21 protein-coding genes are annotated in these 18,858 nt (G+C 64.7%); 12 read left to right on the forward strand and 9 right to left on the reverse strand.

Annotated elements, in window-relative coordinates; all coding sequences use genetic code 11:
• Nucleotides 1–28: 28 nt before the first annotated feature.
• Nucleotides 29–1,270, forward strand: coding sequence for a GNAT family N-acetyltransferase (locus tag NLM31_RS25805; protein ID WP_254194081.1), 1,242 nt, complete (start codon nt 29–31; stop codon nt 1,268–1,270).
• A gap of 66 nt (nt 1,271–1,336) precedes the next feature.
• Entirely contained in the window at nt 1,337–1,762 is a 426-nt protein-coding gene (locus NLM31_RS25810) for an HIT domain-containing protein (RefSeq protein WP_254132027.1), read from the forward strand.
• A 3-nt stretch (nt 1,763–1,765) separates the two neighbouring features.
• Here NLM31_RS25810 and tsaA read toward each other — a convergent pair whose 3' ends face one another.
• The 4 genes from tsaA to NLM31_RS25830 form a co-directional block, all read right to left on the reverse strand.
• Entirely contained in the window at nt 1,766–2,257 is a 492-nt protein-coding gene (gene tsaA / locus NLM31_RS25815) for a tRNA (N6-threonylcarbamoyladenosine(37)-N6)-methyltransferase TrmO (protein WP_254132028.1), read from the reverse strand.
• Nucleotides 2,258–2,289: 32 nt separating this feature from the next.
• The gene (locus NLM31_RS25820) at nt 2,290–2,640 is read right to left on the reverse strand and encodes an AzlD domain-containing protein (protein WP_254132029.1); all 351 of its coding nucleotides are present in this window, start codon (nt 2,638–2,640) and stop codon (nt 2,290–2,292) included.
• Nucleotides 2,637–3,377 carry an AzlC family ABC transporter permease gene (locus NLM31_RS25825; RefSeq protein ID WP_254194082.1) on the reverse strand — a complete coding sequence of 247 codons (741 nt, stop codon included), beginning with the start codon at nt 3,375–3,377 and terminating at the stop codon, nt 2,637–2,639. The genes NLM31_RS25820 and NLM31_RS25825 overlap by 4 nt, the downstream gene beginning before the upstream one ends.
• A gap of 100 nt (nt 3,378–3,477) precedes the next feature.
• Nucleotides 3,478–4,434, reverse strand: coding sequence for a lytic transglycosylase domain-containing protein (locus tag NLM31_RS25830; RefSeq protein WP_254194083.1), 957 nt, complete (start codon nt 4,432–4,434; stop codon nt 3,478–3,480).
• A 102-nt stretch (nt 4,435–4,536) separates the two neighbouring features.
• On the opposite strand from NLM31_RS25830, the gene NLM31_RS25835 reads away from it, so the two are divergent.
• Nucleotides 4,537–5,553, forward strand: a complete 1,017-nt coding sequence (locus NLM31_RS25835) for a TRAP transporter substrate-binding protein (RefSeq protein WP_254194084.1) — start codon at nt 4,537–4,539, stop codon at nt 5,551–5,553.
• Nucleotides 5,554–5,625: 72 nt separating this feature from the next.
• Nucleotides 5,626–6,264 carry an HAD family hydrolase gene (locus tag NLM31_RS25840; RefSeq protein WP_254194085.1) on the forward strand — a complete coding sequence of 213 codons (639 nt, stop codon included), beginning with the start codon at nt 5,626–5,628 and terminating at the stop codon, nt 6,262–6,264.
• On the opposite strand, the gene NLM31_RS25845 is transcribed toward NLM31_RS25840, so the two are convergent.
• Both NLM31_RS25845 and NLM31_RS25850 read right to left on the reverse strand, forming a co-directional pair.
• Entirely contained in the window at nt 6,261–7,301 is a 1,041-nt protein-coding gene (locus NLM31_RS25845; protein WP_254194086.1) for a phenylacetaldoxime dehydratase family protein, read from the reverse strand. The two genes, NLM31_RS25840 and NLM31_RS25845, sit on opposite strands and share 4 nt — an antisense overlap.
• Nucleotides 7,302–7,328: 27 nt before the next feature.
• A complete protein-coding gene (locus NLM31_RS25850) occupies nt 7,329–8,345 on the reverse strand; it encodes a carbon-nitrogen hydrolase family protein (RefSeq protein WP_254194087.1) in 1,017 nt (338 codons plus the stop codon).
• A gap of 196 nt (nt 8,346–8,541) precedes the next feature.
• On the opposite strand from NLM31_RS25850, the gene NLM31_RS25855 reads away from it, so the two are divergent.
• The 3 genes from NLM31_RS25855 to NLM31_RS25865 all read left to right on the forward strand — a co-directional run bounded on the left by NLM31_RS25855 (nt 8,542) and on the right by NLM31_RS25865 (nt 10,971).
• Nucleotides 8,542–9,498 carry a helix-turn-helix domain-containing protein gene (locus NLM31_RS25855; RefSeq protein ID WP_254194088.1) on the forward strand — a complete coding sequence of 319 codons (957 nt, stop codon included), beginning with the start codon at nt 8,542–8,544 and terminating at the stop codon, nt 9,496–9,498.
• A gap of 104 nt (nt 9,499–9,602) precedes the next feature.
• Nucleotides 9,603–9,830, forward strand: coding sequence for a hypothetical protein (locus NLM31_RS25860; RefSeq protein ID WP_254194089.1), 228 nt, complete (start codon nt 9,603–9,605; stop codon nt 9,828–9,830).
• Nucleotides 9,831–9,945: 115 nt separating this feature from the next.
• The gene (locus NLM31_RS25865; RefSeq protein ID WP_254132038.1) at nt 9,946–10,971 is read left to right on the forward strand and encodes an aldo/keto reductase; all 1,026 of its coding nucleotides are present in this window, start codon (nt 9,946–9,948) and stop codon (nt 10,969–10,971) included.
• A gap of 11 nt (nt 10,972–10,982) precedes the next feature.
• Here NLM31_RS25865 and NLM31_RS25870 read toward each other — a convergent pair whose 3' ends face one another.
• The gene (locus NLM31_RS25870; RefSeq protein ID WP_254194090.1) at nt 10,983–11,936 is read right to left on the reverse strand and encodes a GlxA family transcriptional regulator; all 954 of its coding nucleotides are present in this window, start codon (nt 11,934–11,936) and stop codon (nt 10,983–10,985) included.
• A 271-nt stretch (nt 11,937–12,207) separates the two neighbouring features.
• Here NLM31_RS25870 and NLM31_RS25875 point away from each other — a divergent pair, with 271 nt between their 5' ends.
• From NLM31_RS25875 to NLM31_RS25895, 5 genes are all read left to right on the forward strand, one after another.
• The gene (locus NLM31_RS25875; RefSeq protein ID WP_254194091.1) at nt 12,208–12,501 is read left to right on the forward strand and encodes a hypothetical protein; all 294 of its coding nucleotides are present in this window, start codon (nt 12,208–12,210) and stop codon (nt 12,499–12,501) included.
• A gap of 191 nt (nt 12,502–12,692) precedes the next feature.
• Complete coding sequence (locus NLM31_RS25880; RefSeq protein WP_254194092.1) at nt 12,693–13,097, forward strand: hypothetical protein; 405 nt, start codon at nt 12,693–12,695, stop codon at nt 13,095–13,097.
• Between the two features lie 67 nt (nt 13,098–13,164).
• Nucleotides 13,165–13,326, forward strand: a complete 162-nt coding sequence (locus tag NLM31_RS25885; RefSeq protein ID WP_254132042.1) for a hypothetical protein — start codon at nt 13,165–13,167, stop codon at nt 13,324–13,326.
• Between the two features lie 148 nt (nt 13,327–13,474).
• Nucleotides 13,475–14,896: an MFS transporter gene (locus NLM31_RS25890; protein ID WP_254132043.1), complete on the forward strand. Its 1,422-nt coding sequence runs from the start codon at nt 13,475–13,477 to the stop codon at nt 14,894–14,896.
• A gap of 127 nt (nt 14,897–15,023) precedes the next feature.
• A complete protein-coding gene (locus NLM31_RS25895) occupies nt 15,024–15,482 on the forward strand; it encodes a PEGA domain-containing protein (RefSeq protein WP_254194093.1) in 459 nt (152 codons plus the stop codon).
• Nucleotides 15,483–15,551: 69 nt separating this feature from the next.
• On the opposite strand, the gene clpA is transcribed toward NLM31_RS25895, so the two are convergent.
• Together clpA and clpS are read right to left on the reverse strand one after the other, a co-directional pair.
• Nucleotides 15,552–17,960 carry an ATP-dependent Clp protease ATP-binding subunit ClpA gene (gene clpA, locus NLM31_RS25900; protein ID WP_254132045.1) on the reverse strand — a complete coding sequence of 803 codons (2,409 nt, stop codon included), beginning with the start codon at nt 17,958–17,960 and terminating at the stop codon, nt 15,552–15,554.
• A 292-nt stretch (nt 17,961–18,252) separates the two neighbouring features.
• A complete protein-coding gene (clpS, locus tag NLM31_RS25905; protein WP_015685564.1) occupies nt 18,253–18,585 on the reverse strand; it encodes an ATP-dependent Clp protease adapter ClpS in 333 nt (110 codons plus the stop codon).
• Between the last annotated feature and the right edge of the window lie 273 nt (nt 18,586–18,858).

Genomic DNA, 18,858 nt, shown 5'->3' on the forward strand with positions numbered 1-18,858 from the left:
GCTGCTGCAATGCACGATCTTGGGCGCAATGGCATCATCCGACATCACGCTGGAGGCCGTACCGTCCATTGGCGAGGTATCGCCGGAGGATTGGGACGCCTGCGCCAATCCTGGCAGAGCCTGCAACGGGCATGGCATGGGAACCTCATCCGGGCTCCCAGGCGATTCGCTCGGCATTTTAAGGCCCGCCTATAACCCATTCGTATCCCACGCGTTTCTTTCCGCTGTCGAGAAATCGGGTTCAGCCACGGTCCGCACTGGCTGGGGACCGCGGCATCTGGTGGCCAAGATCGACGGCCGGGTCGCCGGCGTCGTGCCCTGCTATCTGAAATCACATTCGCAAGGCGAATACGTTTTCGACCGCGGCTGGGCCGACGCCTATGAGCGTGCCGGTGGACGCTATTACCCGAAGCTGCAGGTCTCTGTTCCCTTCACGCCGGCAACGGGGCCGCGGCTCCTGGTCCGCGACGGCGTCGACCGCGAGCGCATCACGGAGGCCCTGGCAAGCGGGCTGGTGGCACTGTGCGGAGTCAGCAAGGCCTCCTCGGTCCACGTCACCTTCGCCCGCGAGGCAGAGTGGAAGCTACTTGCCCAGCACGGATTCCTCCAGCGCACCGACCAGCAGTTCCACTGGCGCAACGAGGGCTTTGCCACCTTCGACGATTTCCTGGCGACGCTGAACTCGCGCCACCGCAAATCGATCAAGCGCGAGCGGCGCGATGCGCTTGCCGCGGGCATCACGATCCACTGGCTCACCGGCAAGGACATCACCGAGGACGCCTGGGACGCGTTCTTCATGTTCTACATGGAGACCGGCTCGCGCAAATGGGGCCGACCTTACCTGACGCGCGAATTCTTCTCGCTGATCGGCGAGACCATGAGCGATGACGTGCTGCTGGTGATGGCCCGCCGCAATGACCGCTGGATCGCGGGCGCGATCAACTTCATCGGTTCGGACACGCTGTTCGGTCGCAACTGGGGTGCTGTCGAGCATCACCCATTCCTGCATTTCGAGGTCTGCTACTATCAGGCGATAGATTTCGCCATCAAGCGCGGCCTCACACATGTCGAGGCCGGCGCTCAGGGCGAGCACAAGATCGCGCGCGGCTACCTGCCGCGGACCACGCACTCCGCCCATTTCATCGCCGATCCCGGCCTGCGTCGCGCCATCGACAATTACCTCAAGCGCGAGCGCGCCTACGTCGCCGAGGCCGGACGCGAACTCGCCGAGCTCGGCCCGTTCCGGAAAGGCATCGACGAGGCGCCTTGACGGTTTGCCTTCGCTGGTGACAGTAAGCGCAAAACTAAGCTCGAAAAATTCCTGGGAGCCGCCACCATGACCGCCTACGACCCGAACAACATCTTCGCAAAGATCCTGCGCGGCGAGTTTCCCTGCCACAAGGTCTACGAGGACGAGCATGTCTTCGCTTTCCTCGACATCATGCCGCGCGTACCCGGCCATACGCTGGTGATCCCGAAGGCGCCTGCCCGCAACATCCTCGACATCAAGGCCGACGATTACGCCCACGTCGCCCGTGGTGCACACAAGATCGCCGCCGCCGCGATGAAAGCGTTCAAGGCCGATGGCATCACCGTGCAGCAGTTCAACGAGGCCGCCGGCGGACAGGTGGTGTTTCATCTCCACATGCATGTGATGCCGCGCCATGACGGCGTGGCGATGCTGCCGCCCGCGAGCCGCAAGGAAGACGTCAAGGTGCTGGAAGAGAATGCGACGAAGCTGATCGCAGCGCTGAAGGCCTGATCGTCACTCCGTCTGAAAATCCCCCGGCTGCGGCGCAGCCAGTGGCGTGAACTCGCAGCGATCGGGCTTGATATCGATCAGCGGCGTGTTGTCGAGGCAATCAAGGCCGCGCACCAGGATCGTGCCGCCCTCGATACCGACGAGCTTCACGATCGAGGTGCCGATCGGATTGGGCCGGACCGGCGAGCGCAGCGAAAACGTGCCGCGGGTCTTCTCGTTGTTCTTCGGGCTTTGCAGCACGATGTCGCGGCGCGACTTGTCGAGCCAGTAGAGCACTTCGAGATTGCTGTAGAAATCGACGCCCTTGATCGCAGGCAGGAAGGGCTCGAAAATCTCGAGGCGACACACCGGACCGTCCGCGCGCCCCTGGCGCGGCGTTTCGAGCCGCGAGGTCCAGGGCGTGCGGATGCGGCCGATGAAGACGAGGCCGGCATCCTCCGTCGACGGCAGCTCGATGGCGACCTCGCCCTCGCGGAGTTCGTTTTCGCGAACCATGTGTCCTGTTCCTTGGCTGTTCGGCGGCGGTTTTAGCCCAACCACCACCTGCCGACCAGCAGGAAGACTTCGCCGGCGACAACGCCCGCGAAAATCGATCGGCGGGTCAGCAGGAACACGACGAGGCCGGCAGCGACCGCGCCGTAGCGCAAGCCGTCCGGCACGCTGGCGAGCGCGCCTGGCGGCTCGACCACGATCTGGGCGATGACGCCGGCCAGGATCGCGGTCGCGACCGCCCTCACCCAGACCAGCAGTTCTGAGCCCTCGTCGATGCCGCCGCCAAACCAGAGGCCGAGCATGCGCCATATCTGGTTGGGAATGACGCCGGCGACGAACAGCACGACCAGCGCCTGCCAGTCGCCGATGAGTTGCGCGGCACTCATGCGCGCACCTCGCGCCACCAGTGCACGCCATAAGCGATTGTGCCCGCCGCGAGGCCGCTGACGAGGATGTCGAGGCCGGAGTTCATCTTCGCAGCCAGCGGATAGAGCAGCACCCCAAGCGCGAGCGCGACGACGTCGGCGACCTCGCGGCTGTTGCGCGCGGTCGAGAACAGGAAGGACAGCGGCGTCAGCAGCAGGATCGCTGCACCCAATGTCTGCGTCAGATTGGCGGCGAGGAAATAGCCGATCGTGTTGGCGGTCAGGCACACCGAGACCAGACCGAAGCCAAGTCCATTGACGAAGGCGATGCGCCGCTCGCGCGGCACCTGCGGCAGGAAGCGATGACATTCGACCCACAGCGTCACGGCCGTCAGATGCGCCGCGAAGAACAGCTCGCGTCGCTTGGTCGTCGGCGTGCGCATCAGCGGCAGCACCGAGACCACCATCGGAAATAGCCGGATCGCGCTGACGGTGACCGCGATCGCCGACTGGATGACCGTCGCGCCCGAACCCAGCGTGGTGATCAAGATGATCTGGGCCGGCCCGGCCCAGACGAACAGCGTCGAGCAAAGCGCCCAGGCCAGGCTGAAATGGCTGTCATGGGCAAGCGCGCCGATGCCGAGATAGGTCGCGAACAGCACGAGCGTGAGGATCGTCTGCGTGATCGAGCGCAGCCCCCAGGTGAAGGCGCGCCACGGACTTTGCCATTGAGGGGAATCGAGCGGAGGAAGCGCCACGGGACGGCCGGCTGAGGTTTGCGGAATCGTGCCTGCATAACGGGCAATGCGGGCGGCCGCGTCAAGGAAGCGCGCGGCGGGGCTGGCATGCGCGCGCTCCCTACCCGCTCACGCCCCGGTTCTTCAGCACGAAGCACGCCCCACCCGCCTTCCGGATGCGATTGCAGAGATCGTCGGCTTCGGGGCGCGTGTCGGTGCCGATGCGTACCTGGTAGAAGGCGTGCGAACCGCGGCTGCGCATCACCGAACTCAACAGGCTGGGATCGCGCTCACCGATCACCGCGCTCAGCCGCGTGACGGCGCGGGAGTACATCGCCAGCGCCTTGTTGCGATCGAATCCGGCGGCGAGCTGCACGCCCCAGATCTTGGCGGCGGCAAGCTCCACATGCTGCTCCAGCTCGGCGACGAACGGATTCGGCGCACGCTTCAACAGGGCCATCAGGTCGCGGCAGCTTGTCGGCGGTGAGCTCGGCGGTCCCTTGCCGGTGCTGCCGGCCTTGGCCCATGCGTCGACCGTAGCACCCGTGATGGCGTAGACGTAGTTGCGGGTCTGCTCCGGCATGCCGCCGGTGCCGGCGAGCCATTCCTGTACTCGCCGCGGTCCGGCATTGTAGGCGGCAGCGGCGAGGCCGAGATTGCCGAACTGGTTGCGCAGCTCGTTCAAGAACTCGGCTGATTTCGGCAGAGCCTGCACAGGATTGAAGGGATTGAGGAGCCCGCGCTCGCTCGCGGTGCCCGGCATGAACTGCGCGATCCCTTGCGCGTGCTCGCCGCTGCGCGTCATCGGGCCCACCGCATCGGCCTGGAAGCGGCTCTCCTGCCAGATCACGCGGGCGAAGAATTCCAGCGGCAGATTGGCATCGCGCGCGGCCGCCTCAACGATCAGGCAGATCGATTCCCGGGTGTCGCTCTCGCGCGCATCGGGCCTCTCCGGAGGATGTGCGAGCTCCTCGACGCTGGGCACGGCGACATTGGTCTTAGCCGGTGAGCTGTCCCATGCGATCGCCTGCGTCGCTGATGTGAACACTACGAGGATGATGCGTGATGCAATTCGCATCAGCCGTGCCCAAGTATCGCCGTGGCACATGCGGGCGCAGCATGCGACAAGATGATCTGCCATGTCGTGGCGTCGTGCCATGGTTCGACGAGTTGCCAATAAATGCTGCCTGACCTGCTTCTCCCAATGCGCTTCCCCGCCAAACGGATCCGCGCCCTCCTTGCCCTCGCCGCACTCATCCTGTCCGCCGCGCCAGCTGCGGCGCAAGTGAACTGGCGGATGACCACCGAATATCCCGAGAACAACATATCCGGGATCGGGCTCAGCAGTTTCGCCGATCGCGTGGCCGCGCGCACAAACGGTTTCGTGAGCGTGACCAACGCCTTCGACAATCAGCTGAAGATCAGCTCGGGCGAAATGCCGCGCGCGGCGCTGGACGGCCGGATCGCCGGCGGCGACGCCTTTGCGGGCGCGCTTTCGGGCCTCGACCCCGTGCTCGGCCTCTCGACGCTGCCCTTCCTGGTACAATCAGTCGACATCGCTCACGCCGCCAATGCGCGCGCACGACCGCTTTACGAAAAGGCCCTCGCCGCGCGCGGCCTCAAGCTGCTCTATCTGACGATATGGCCGGCCACCGGCCTATGGTCGGACCGGTCGCTTGCAGGCGCCGACGACCTGCCGAAACTCAATTTGCGCGCTTACGATACCAATTCCAGCGAGGTGATGACGGCGGCCGGTGCCAACGCGCAGTTCCTGCCGATGGACAAGGCGCTTGTGGGCCTGAAGGAGCATCAACTGAATTCGTTCCTCACCTCCGGCGACGGCGGCGCGGGGCGTAAGCTCTGGGACTTCCTGCCCTATTTCACGGCCATCAATTACGCGATGCCGGTGTCGATCGCCTTCGTCCGCACCGACGCATTTGCCGCGCTGCCAGAGCCGATTCAGCGCGCGGTGCTGGCGGCTGCAGCCGAGACCGAGCAGAGCCAGTTCGCGCTGCTGGCCCACCGCACGACCGAGAATTATGCGCGGATGCGCGACAACGGCGTCAACATCGCCGAGCCAGCGCCGCAATCTCTCATCGCGGCGCTGCGAACGGTAGCAACGCCCACAATTGCCGCCTGGGAGGCGCAGGCGGGCGCGGAGGCCACCGCGATCGTCGAATGGGCCAAACAGCAATGAGGCGATGGGTCTTGACTTGAGACCCGATCCGACTAGCAACGGGCCGTCAATTTCAACGCGGGCCGGCTCCTGATGGCGACAATCTTCTTCGATCTCGACGGTACGCTGACCAACCCGAAACCGGGGATCACCCGCTCCATCCAGTACGCCCTGGAGCGGTTGAGCCTCGCGGTGCCGAGCGAGGACGAATTGACCTGGTGCATCGGGCCGCCGCTGCATGCCAGCCTGAAGAAGCTCACCGGAACCGACGCGCTGGCCGACCAGGCGCTGCTGCTCTACCGTGAGCGCTTCAGCGACATTGGCCTGTTCGAGAACGAGGCTTATGCCGGCATCATCGACACGCTGACGACGATTGCCGCGACCGACCAGCGCATGTTCGTCGCGACCAGCAAGCCCGCGGTCTACGCCAGTCGCATCGTCGAGCACTTTGGCCTGAAGCCGTATTTCGAGCACGTGTTCGGCTCCGAGCTCGACGGCACCCGCGTCGACAAGCGCGACCTGCTGCGCTACGCGCTCGACGAGACCGGCGTCGATGCGACCAGCGCCATCATGATCGGCGACCGCAGCCATGACGTGGTCGGCGCCCGCACCAACGGCATGACCGCGATCGGCGTGCTCTACGGCTATGGCAGCGAGGCCGAGCTCAGGGACGCCGGCGCCCATCACATCTGCGCCGCACATCCGGAGCTGCTCGGCCATTGTGCCGCCTAGGCGGTGACCGTCTCGACCGCCGCAAGCATTCCCGTCTTCGGATGGCAGTTCAGATATTCGAAGAACTGCTCGTCCGCGGCCGCCACCGTAACCTCGTGATACAGCCGCAGCTTCGCTGACGGCCCCAGCGTCGAGAGATATTTCATCGCCGCACCGAAGATTTTCACATGGGTCGGATGCGAATCCGCCCAGCGCTCCAGTGCGGCGAGACTTTTCCACCAGCTCTGGCCGTAGGATTTTTCACTCGCCTTGCCGTCAGCCGAGAGCACCTGCATGTAGCGGTTGGCATAGCAGCCGATCGCGAGCCCGTCGTCGCGCAGGAAATCCATGCCCTCGCGGAGTACCGGCTCGACGTCGTCGAGATAGAGCTTGCGCTCGGATGCCTCGGTATCGCTCCAGTCCTGCCCGGAGCGGATCAGGCAGAGATTGTCGTTTGCCTGCACACGCAACCGCGCACCATCGCGGATCAATTCCGGATGGCCGCCCGGCGACATTGGATCGGTCTGCGACAGCGGAATGCGATCGCGCATGCCGCCCCAATAGGCGTGCTCCTGCACTTCCCCGCTCATCCCGTCGGCGATCACGGCGACACCTTCGGGCCTGCCGAGCGAGGAGAACAGCGTCTCGTGCCGCGCCACCGTGGGACGCAGCACCTCGATGAAGGTGCCGATCCCGTCGCGGTGCTTTCCAGTCCACGCCTCGCGTGCCCGCACAAACCAGGCGTCGAAACGCGCGATGTCGTCCCAATACGCGACCGAGACAATGTTCGCGTGGCCGGCTTGATCGACATAGTGCGCACGGTCCCAATGCGAGGGACCACCCTCGCCGGCGAACAGTCCGGCGATGTCAGCAAGCGCTTCCGTCGCAGCCGCCGGCGTCGCCCCAAGATACTGCACGCCGAAATAGGCCATCACGACGCGGCCGACCGCGGGCTTGTAGCGGGCCACGAACGACGGATACGGCGGCTGGTAATCGTCCGGCACGCGCTTGTGGCGCGTGCGCTGGGTTTCGAGATGCAGAGGAATTGCGGACTCCATGATCGTGCCTCCTCTTGATCCCGGCGATCAGCTCGCTGCAGCGTTGATGTCTGTGGGCTCAATGGCGTCCACCGGCAGCGCGAACTGCTCGACGCGCTTGTACGGCTTCTTGTTGAGCAGCAGCCGCGTGACGTCGGGCCGCGAATAATGCCCCGCGGGATCGGCAGCATTCTTGGCGACGCCGATGGCGCCGAGGTCGATCTCCGCGATCAGCAGCCCCTCCTGGTCTGGCGCCAGCTTGTCGCCGATCTGACTGCCATCGGGCCCGTAGATCGCCGCAAAACCGCCGCCCACATGCAGCAGCGCGTTCTTGTCAGGCCGGTCGCAGAGCTCGTCGATCATCGCCTGCGAGACCGTCGCGCAAGGTGCAAGCACGAAGCAGGAGCCTTCCACCGCATAGACGCGCGAAGCCGCGTTATTGACCTCGGCGCCGAGCGCGGGCGCGAAGGGATCGTAAAGCGAGAAGCTCGGCCATGCCGCAACATGCACCTGCTCGTTCTGGGCGTACATGGCGTATTTCGACAGCGGCTGGAGATGCTCCCAGCAGCACAGCGCACCGATACGGCCGATGTCGGGGCGCGCATGGACCGCGAGATCGCTGCCGTCGCCCTCGCCATAGACGGTGCGCTCGGCATGGGTCGGCCGCAGCTTGCGGCGTTTTGCGATCGTCTCGCCATCCGGCCCGATCAGCCATTGCGCCAGATAGAGGCTGCCGCCGTCGCGCTCGGACAGGCCGAACACGGCCGTAAGCTTGGCTTTCCGCACCGCATCGCGCAGCTTCTCGGCCTGCGGGCTGTCATAGGACAGCGAATTATCGAAATAGCGCTGCACGAAACCGCGACCGATCGCCCAGGCCGGCGAGTCCATCCAGATGTGCCAGGGGTAACCGGGGATGAAGGCTTCCGGAAAAGCGATCAGCTTGGCGCCTTTCTCGGCCGCCTCCTTGATCAGCGCGATCGACTTGTCGATGGACGCGTCGAGATCGAGCCAGGCGGGCGCCGCCTGCACCACCGCGACCTTGTATTTCGGATGTTCAATGCCCATTGCCGCCTCCATTGCCGGTTGATCCAGGACCACGTCCGATGCAGTCTATTGGGCCAAGCCGGGCGGCCGCGCGCTCGACCACGGCGGAACAAAAACTCGACTGGAAGGGATCTCGCCCCGGTACGGAACTTGCCTGCGGTCAGGCCGGATCTGCACCACCATGCGGTTTTGCTGGATGTGAAAGGGAGGCCTGCCGATGACAATCCAGTTCACGACAGACGGCAGCCCCGGCTACCGCCGGCTCGCCCTCTGGCAGGACATCGTCTGCGACGTCTTCGTCGGGCTCGACTGCAAGTCGGACCTCGGCAGCGCCTTTCACGGCTCGGTGACACAGGCTTCGCTGGGCAAGGCCGTCTGCTCAGAGGTCTGCTCCGACCGTCAGCACGTTTTCCGCACGCCCTCGCGCATCGCGCGCTCGGATCAGGACTATGTTCTCGTTGCGCTCGGCCATCGCGGCGATGGCGGCGTGGTGCAGGATGGCCGGGAGACCGTGATCCATCCCGGCGAGTTCGCGCTGTACGACACCACGCGTCCCTATGAGCTGAAGTTCAAGGACGCGTTCTCCCAGACCATCTTCAAGGTGCCCCGCGAGATGTTGCAGCGCCGGCTCGGCGGCACCGAGACACTTACCGCGATCACATTCGGGACCGATCTGCCGCTCGAGCGGCTCGCCTATGACTTCATCTTCCGCCTCTGCCAGAGCGCGGACCGGCTCGCGCCCAACAGCGCCGCCGCCCTGTCCGAGCAAGCCGTCGACCTGCTCGCGATGGCGCTGAGCGAACGGCTTGGCGGAACGTCGCTGCCGTCGTCGACCCATCGTTCCGCCCTGCTCTACCGGCTGAAGGCGCATATCCGCACACGCCTCGCCGACCCCGACCTCTCGCTGGCCGAGACCGCCGCCGCGCTCGGCATCTCCTCGCGCTACGTCAACGATCTCCTCGCCGACGAGGACACCTCGTTCCAGCGCCATGTGCTTGCGGAGCGTCTCGCCCAGTGCAAGCGCGACCTTGCCTCGCCGGTGCTCGCCCAGCGCCACATCAGCGAGATTGCGTTCGCCTGGGGCTTCAACGACCTCTCGCATTTCGGCCGCGTTTTTCGCGAGCACTTTGGAATGTCGCCGCGCGACTTCCGGCAGAGTCAGCTGCGGCACTGAGGGCCATCCCGGTCAGCCATCATTGCAAGCCTTCGTCCCAGGCGAAGGCATTGCTCGGCAATTCCAGATTGCCAGGTCGTGCAGTCTGCATCAGGCTCGCATGTATGAGGACTCACGCGACGATAAGCGGGTCGGAACTGCTGCTGGGCGTGATCGCGATCCGCCTCGCGGTGCTGGTCCTGGTGGGCTGGGGCCTGACGTTCCTGCCGCGGCAGGCCCGTGAGCCAGTCTGCGTTTCGTCCGCCACGAGGATCGAAACGCCCGCTCCTGCGACGACGATCGGTGCGCACGTCGCAGATGCAGCATTCGATGACATGCGTCTGCACGACTAGGCCATTTTCCAAGCAAGGCGGGTATGTCAGCGCGCGATAGGACAACGCGGCTGCTTGCATTACGATCTGCCTCCAAGGCCGCGCCAATCAATCAGCGGCCGCGAGGAGCAGTTCGATGGAATACCGACGCTTGGGCCGGTCCGGCCTCATGGTGCCCGCTTTGAGCCTTGGCACGGGCACGTTCGGCGGCGTCGGCCGTCTCGCGGCCTGGGGAACGACCGACGCCACCGAAGCGCGGCGCCTGCTGGACATTTGTCTCGAGGCCGGCGTGTCGATGTTCGACACCGCCGACGTCTATTCGCTCGGTGAATCCGAACGGGTTCTCGGCGAAGCCATCAAGGGCCGCCGCGACAAGGTGCTGGTCTCGACCAAAGCCACCTTCCGCTTCGGCGACGGCCCCAACGACGTCGGCTCGTCACGGCAGCATCTGCTCGCCGCCATCGACGCTTCGCTGAGCCGGCTCGGCACCGACTATATCGACCTGTTCCAGCTCCATGGCTTCGATGCCATGACCCCGCCTGAAGAGGTGCTCAGCACCCTCGATGTGCTCGTGCGCGCCGGCAAGATCCGCTATGTCGGCGTCTCGAATTTCTCGGGCTGGCACCTGATGAAGTCGCTCGGCGTCGCCGACAAGCACGGTTTTCCGCGCTACGTCGCCAACCAGACCTACTATTCGCTGGTCGGACGCGACTATGAGTGGGAGCTGATGCCGCTCGGTCTCGACCAGGGGCTCGGCGCCGTGGTCTGGTCGCCGCTCGGATGGGGCCGTCTCACCGGAAAGATCCGCCGCGGCCAGCCGAAGCCCGAAGTCAGCCGCCTGCCCCAGACCGCCGATTTCGGGCCGCCCGTGCCGGACGAACACGTTTACCGCGTCGTCGACGCCATCGACGAGGTCGCCAAGGAGACGGGCAAGAGCGTCTCCCAGATTGCGCTGAACTGGCTGCTGCAACGTCCGACCGTTTCGACGCTGATCATCGGCGCCCGGAACGAGACACAGTTGCGCGAAAACCTCGGCGCGGTCGGATGGTCCTTGACCAAGGACCAGATCGCGAAGCTCGATGCCGCGAGCAAGGTGACGTTGCCCTATCCGTACTGGCACCAGCGGGGGACCTTCTCCGACCGCAATCCGCCGCCGGTGTAAGTGCGCCGCACCTAGCGCAGATTGGCACGAAGCTCGCGCACGCCTCGCCCGAGGCGCTCGCGCAGCAGCGTGCGTAACGTCGCGCCGTCGACGTAACCGACCTCGGCGGCGATGGCGTCGAGGTCGAGCCCACTGCCGTGAAGCAGGGACTGGGCGCGCTCGACCCGGAGATCCTGGAAATAGGATAGCGGTGATTTGCCGAGTACGGCCTCGCAGCGCCGCTGCAAGGTGCGTGCGCTCGTCGCCAATGCGTTCGCGGCCTTTTGCAGCGAAAACCCCTCCTTGAGGTGATCGCGCGCCCATCGCTCGAAGCGAAGGATGAGCGGATCGGCCTGCGCCAGATGATTGGGGATGATGTAGGGCGCCTGCGAAGAGCGGATGTCGGCAAGCAGATAGCGCGAGACCAGCGTCGACAGTTCCGGGCTCGCCTTGCGGATCAGCCAAAGCGCCAGATCAAGATGCCCCAGCGCTGCGCCTGCCGTGACGCCGACGTCCGTCGGCACCAGCATTCGGGATTCATCGAGCCTGACGTTCGGATAACGCTGCCGAAACAGTGGCGCGAGCCACCATGTCGTCGTTGCCTCGCGATGATCGAGCAGTCCGGCCTCGGCCAGAAGAAACGTGCCGATGCAGGATGCCGCGATCTGCGCACCTTCGGCGTGCCATTTGCGCAATTGCGCCTGCGCCCGAACGACGTCTCGGCGCTGGAGCGCCGCAATCAGCGGCTCGGGCCTGCCCGTGTTCAACGCCGGCACGACAACCCAGTCCGGCTTCAGGTCCGGCGATACTGGCTGTGTGGGGATCGAGAGACCCTGACCGGACCGAACCCGCCGCCGCATCCCCACGATCGACACGTCGAAACGCGGTGTGCCGTTCGCAAAATTGTTGGCGAGCGTGAACGCATCGAGCAACACGGTGAGCCCGGTGTCGAACAGATCATCAAGCGCGAGGATCGCAAGACGCATGGCGTGAATGACCTTAAAGTTGGCAATTACGACGATACCGAAATCAGCGCATCGCGCCTACACCAATCCTGCGCAAGGTTGAAACGGCGCAGCTCGAATTGGCCGAAACCGCGGCACGATCGCGTGGATAATGCCTGCTTTTCCGCCCGTCCAGCCGTCCAACCTCTCGCGGCGTGAATGACACCAAAATTGTCGTTTCCGCCTACATCAACGAGCGATGGATCGGTCCATCCGATCCTCACCCGCACCTGGTCACAGAAGGAGATCACTCATGAAAGTCATGGCTGTCGCATCGATCACCAAGCCGCTCTCGCCGGAGCAGCGGCAGCAGATCATGCCGAGCGAAGTCCCCGCGACCCTCAAGCTCTATCTCGACGGCAAGATCGAGCAGTTCTGGTATCGCCAGGACGCACCTGGCGTGATCTTCCTCATGAACGTCGAATCCGTCGAGCAAGCCAAGACGACGATCGAAGCGCTGCCGCTCGTGACCAACGGATTCGCGAAATATGAATTCATGCAGGTTGGCCCCCTCGCCCCGCTCGGTCTGCTCATTCAGGCCAAGTGACCGGAGCTTTGGCGTCACGTCTCAAGCACAACACGCGTCGCCGCTCTTGTTCGGCGGCGACGCGATGACGACGGTCCGAGGACAGGATGGACACGTAGACGTGACAGGTTCGAGCGTGGCACGGCTCTGGTCCAGACGTCTCTTGAAAAGCACATCAATGAATCTGAATGCACGTCCCATCGGGAGGACACATGCAAAAGTCTATCACTTTCGCCTTCATCGGCTTGGTTCTCAGCTTGGCAAGTCCGGCTGCCGGACATGCCCAATCCGCCAATCCACCGACACCGACAACGCATATCCTCGCGATCGGAACGCTGAACCCCGGCGTCGATCCCACGGCCGCGCGCGCGATCCTGCCGACGGAAGTCAAGGAAACGGTGAAGCTCTATCTCGATGGCAAGATCGAGCAGTGGTATTCGCTGCAGGGACGTCCCGGCGTCGCCTTCATCCTGAACGTCACGGACCCCGTGGCGGCACACGAGATGTTGGAGAAGCTACCGCTGGGTCAGGCCCATCTCATGAGCTTCGAGCTTATCCCGCTCGGCCCGCTCAATCCGCTGCGGCAGTTGCAGGGCATGGCGCCGGGCTCGCCGTAGGCGGCTTGAGCTGCATCAAGCCGGCCTCGATGGATCGTGGCATCGTGCGGCCTTGCGAGGCAGCCCGATGCGCCGATTTGCCATGAAGGCCCTGTTCGCCGTCCTCAATCTCGATCGCGCCGAGCGGACGCGGATCGATTGGGATCGCACCGCCATCGTCGTCTCCACGGCGGTGACGCTCGGGCTTGTCGCGCTCTACGTCGTCGGCAAGGCGACCTCACGCTGGTGAGTGTGCGAACGGCCCGCCGATCCATGCCTGTGGCGCCGGGAGGCCTGTTTCCGGCACAGGAACCGCCCGTGTCCTGCCGGGTTGCGGTGGATAGCGCAATTTCCTAATCCGGAGAGCATTCACGGCTCGAATCAAGCACGCTTTCATTATGTCGTCTGTCCCGATCGAGCATGCCGACGGCTTGCCACAGCCCCAGCGCAATCAGGCGATCCTCACCATTGCGCTCGGCATCCTCATGGCCGTCGTCGACAGCGCCATCGCCAATGTCGCGCTGCCGACGATCGCAACCGACCTGAACGCGAGCCCGGCTTTCTCGATCTGGATCGTCAACGGCTATCAGCTCGCGATCACGATCTCGCTGTTGCCGCTGGCGTCACTCGGCGAGATCGTCGGCTATCGCCGCGTCTACCTGGTCGGGCTGGCACTGTTCACGCTCGCATCCGCCTTCTGCGCGCTGGCGCATACGCTGCCGTTGCTGACGATCGCGCGCATCATCCAGGGGTTCGGCGCGGCCGGCATCATGAGCGTCAACTCGGCCCTGGTGCGCTTCACCTATCCGCGCAACCTGCTCGGCCGTGGCATCGGGCTCAATGCGCTCGTCGTCGCCTTCTCCGCCGCGGTCGGGCCGACGCTCGCCGCCGGCATCCTCGCAGTCGGCAGCTGGCCCTGGCTGTTTGCCATCAACGTTCCGCTCGGCGTGGTCACGCTCGTACTCGGCCTGCGCAGCCTGCCGCACACGACGCCCGCGAGCCATTCCTTCGACTGGCAGAGCGCGGGGCTGTCGGCGATCACCTTCGGCGTCGGCATTGCCGCGATCGACAGCGTCGGCCACGGCGAGGCGCCGATCACCTGCCTCGTGCAGTTCGCGATCGCGATCGCCGCCGGCGCGCTGCTCATTTATCGCGAGACGCACATGAAGTCGCCGCTGCTGCCGGTTGACCTGTTGCGCATCCCGGTGTTCGGACTCTCGATTGCGACCTCGATCGCCTCGTTCTGCGGGCAGATGCTGGCGTTCGTCGCGATCCCCTTCTACCTCCAGAGCCGCTTCGGCTATTCGGCCGTGCATATGGGCCTCTTGATCACACCGTGGCCGATTGCGGTGGCGTTCGCGGCGCCCCTCGCCGGCCGCCTGGTCGAGCACTATCCCGCCGGCCTGCTCGGGGGCATCGGGCTGACGCTGTTTGCCGGTGGCCTCGCCGGTCTCGCCTTCCTGCCCGCAAGCCCGACACCGCTCGACGTGGTCTGGCGGATGGCGCTGGCGGGCTTTGGCTTCGGCCTGTTCCAGACGCCCAACAACCGCACCATGATCGCAGCCGCCCCGCGCGAGCGCTCCGGCGGGGCCAGCGGCATGCTGGGCACCGCGCGGCTGCTGGGCCAGACCACCGGCGCTGCGCTGGTGGCGCTGTTCCTCGGCCGCTATCCGGTCGAGGGAACCCGGATCGCGCTCCTCACCGGCGTTGGATTTGCGCTCTGCGGCGCCATGCTGAGCATGCTGCGGCTGTCGCCGGCGGGTGCACGCGGTGCCGAGCACGTCCGTGTGCAGGACGACCAGCGCCTGCGGGGCGAATAGCGGCACCGACCCTGGTTAGCACGCCCCCAACGCGCAACCTGTGCGTGGCTTAACTATCTGTACGAATGACGTATTGCCCTCCCGCTCCGGTTGCGCTTGATTGGCGGCGGGGAACCAGGGGCATTTCATGCGTTTATTTGGAATAGTGGCGCTCAGCGTCATGCTGGGCGGCTGCGCGTCTGTCACACGCGGCACGACCGAGAATATCAGCATCTCGTCGACACCATCAGGCGTTGAAGCTGTCGTCAGCGGGATGGAAGTGCCAACCACCTGCACGACGCCTTGCTCGGTGGTCGTCAAGCGCAACGCCGACCTCTCCATCACCTTCCAGAAGGAAGGCTATGAACCACAGATCGTGCCGCTCAGCCGGGACATCCAGACCGGAGGGGCCGCGGGCTTCGCCGGCAATCTTCTGCTTGGCGGTGTCGTCGGCATGGGCGTCGATGCCGCGACGGGCGCGGCAACCGACCACAAACCAAATCCGGTCATCGTCACGATGCAGCCGTCGGCCCCTCCCCGCGCACGACCGCCCGCCCCAAGGAAGCCGCGACCGCCGGCTGCGGCGGCTCCCGAAGCCGGCACCTAGAATCCGGCACCGCGACGCAAACAAAAAGGCCGGCTTTACAGCCGGCCTTTTCGATTCATGATGCGCCAATCAAGCCTTGACCAGCGGGCCCTTCGAGGTCGGCCCCTTGGAGCCGCCGGGGCCGCCCGGCTTGTTGGGCTTGCCCGGCGGGCGCTTGCGCGCTGGCAGCTTTTCCTGCTTCGGCGTGACCGGGCCCTCGACGAACTCGAAACCGATCTTCTCCTTGGTCTCGTCAGCCTCGTCCTTGACCAGGACGACGCGGACATGACCGCCGCCCTTGAGCTTGCCGAACAGCACCTCGTCAGCCAGCGGCTTCTTGATGTGCTCCTGGATGACGCGGGCCATCGGCCGCGCACCCATCTGCTCGTCGTAGCCGTGCTGGACCAGCCAGGTCTTGGCGGGCTCCGACAGCTCGATGGTGACGTCGCGGTCGCCAAGCTGCGCTTCGAGCTGAAGCACGAACTTCTCGACCACGGTGCCGATGACCTCGACGCTGAGATGGCCGAACGAGACGATGGCATCGAGACGGTTGCGGAATTCCGGCGCGAACTGCCGGTTGATCGCCTCGTGGTCATCGCCTTCCCGCTTCGAGCGCGTGAAGCCGAACGCCTGCTTGGCGAGATCCGAAGCACCCGCATTCGTGGTCATGATCAGGATCACGTTGCGGAAGTTGACCTGCTTGCCGTTGTGGTCGGTGAGCCGGCCATGATCCATGATCTGGAGCAGCACGTTGTAGAGGTCGGGATGCGCCTTCTCGATTTCGTCGAGCAGCACCACGCAGTGCGGATGCTGGTCGACGCCGTCGGTCAGGAGACCGCCCTGGTCGAAGCCGACATAACCGGGAGGCGCACCGATCAGGCGCGACACGGTGTGACGCTCCATGTACTCCGACATGTCGAAGCGCAGCAGCTCGACGCCGAGTGTCGCCGCGAGTTGCTTGGCAACCTCGGTCTTGCCGACGCCGGTCGGGCCCGAGAACAGGTAGCAACCGATCGGCTTCTCCGGCTCGCGCAGGCCCGCGCGTGCGAGCTTGATCGAAGCGGCAAGCGACTCGATCGCCTTGTCCTGGCCGAACACGGTGCGCTTCAGGGTCTGCTCGAGATGCTTGAGCACCTCGGCGTCGTCCTTCGACACGCTCTTCGGCGGAATCCGCGCCATCGAGGCGATCGTGGTCTCGATCTCCTTGATGCCGATGGTCTTCTTGCGCTTGTTCTCGGCGACCAGCATCTGCGCCGCGCCGGACTCGTCGATCACGTCGATCGCCTTGTCGGGCAGCTTGCGGTCGTGGATGTAGCGCGACGAGAGCTGCACCGCGGCCTCGATCGCCTCATTGGTGTACTTCAGCCGGTGGTAGTCTTCGAAGTACGGCTTGAGGCCCTTGAGGATCGCGATCGCGTCCTCGACGGTCGGCTCGTTGATGTCGATCTTCTGGAAGCGCCGCACCAGCGCGCGGTCCTTCTCGAAGTGCTGGCGGTATTCCTTGTAGGTGGTCGAGCCCATGCAGCGGATCGTGCCCGAGGCAAGCGCCGGCTTGAGCAGGTTCGAGGCATCCATCGCCCCGCCCGACGTCGCACCCGCACCGATCACGGTGTGGATTTCGTCGATGAACAGGATGGCGTTGGGATGGGCTTCGAGCTCCTTGAGCACCTGCTTCAGGCGCTCCTCGAAGTCGCCGCGATAGCGCGTGCCGGCGAGCAGCGTGCCCATGTCGAGCGAGAACACGGTCGCAGCCGCCAGAACCTCCGGCACCTCGCTGTCGACGATGCGCTTGGCCAGGCCCTCCGCGATCGCGGTCTTGCCGACACCGGCCTCGCCCACGAACAGCGGATTGTTCTTCTGCCTGCGGCACAGCACCTGGATCGCGCGGTTGATCTCGGAATTACGTCCGATCACCGGATCGATCTTGCCGTCACGTGCCTTCTTGTTGAGGTTGACGCAATAGGTCTCGAGCGCCTCGCCCTTCTTCTTGGCGTCCTCGGCACCCTTGGTCTCGGTCTCCTCGTCGACGCCGCGCACCGGCCGCGCCTCGGAGACGCCCGGCCGCTTGGCAATGCCGTGGCTGATATAGTTGACGGCGTCGTAGCGCGTCATGTCCTGCTCCTGCAGGAAGTACGCGGCATGACTCTCGCGCTCGGCGAAGATCGCGATCAACACGTTCGCACCGGTCACCTCTTCGCGACCGGAAGATTGCACGTGGATCACCGCGCGCTGGATCACGCGTTGGAAACCGGCAGTCGGCTTGGCGTCGTCGGCGCCGTCCGTCACCAGATTTTCGAATTCGGTCTCAAGATAATTGACGAGGCTCGTGCGGAGCTTGTCGAGATCGACGCTACAGGCACGCATGACCGCGGCTGCATCGGAGTCATCGATCAAGGAGAGCAGGAGATGCTCGAGCGTCGCATACTGGTGATGACGCTCGTTGGCGATCGCCAGTGCACGATGCAGGGATTGTTCAAGGCTTTGGGAAAAAGTCGGCATTCGCGTCCTCTATGGCCCCCACCATCATGATCGCCATCGCCCGGTCAGGCAACAACAACCTTTGTCACATATAGTTATACAAGACCGCGGCAAAAGACCGGTTCCGCGACTCGATAGGCATTACGCGCCCACCGCATTCTCGATGCAAAACCCGTTCCGATTTGGGCAAAACTACCCATTTGGGCAGGATCGGCGTCGGCGCTGATTTTCGCCGGATCGCGCAGCGGTATCCGCCGGCATCACACACGCACGATCAGAACCGATCTAAAGAACGCGGGACTCGAACGCGCAGTTATTTCTTTTCCATCACGCATTGCAGCGGGTGCTGGTGCTTGCGGGCGAAATCCATCACCTGCGTCACCTTGGTCTCGGCAATCTCGTAGGTGAACACGCCGCACTCGCCGATCCCGTGATGATGGACGTGCAGCATGATCTTGGTCGCGGCTTCGACGTCCTTCTGGAAGAACTTCTCCAGCACGTGGACGACGAATTCCATCGGCGTGTAGTCGTCGTTGAGGATCAGCACGCGATAGAGGTTGGGCCGCTTGGTCTTCGGCTTGACCTTGGTGATGACGGACGTGTTCGGACCCGTCGGGCCACCGGAACGGTTCTCATCATTGCTCATCCGGGGAGCGTGGGCGGCGGCAGCCGCGGACAGGTCGAGTCTGGAAGTCAGTTGCGGCATGGCTCAGGCGTTCAAATTCCCCACGGAAGCGTATGACGGTTTACCGCGCGGTCCCGCACCGGGAGCCTCGCACGGACGCGCCGCCTTGTTGGATCGCCGCTTCCAACCGGCCCGGTCGAAGCCGGATCGATTTCAGGGAATATGGGCCCGCCCCCGGCCCGCCGCAAGCATGCAGGGGCTCAGCCGATGCGGCCGCGACGGTCCCGATTCCCG

It is taken from the genome of Bradyrhizobium sp. CCGUVB4N, from assembly GCF_024199945.1.
Lineage (GTDB): Bacteria > Pseudomonadota > Alphaproteobacteria > Rhizobiales > Xanthobacteraceae > Bradyrhizobium.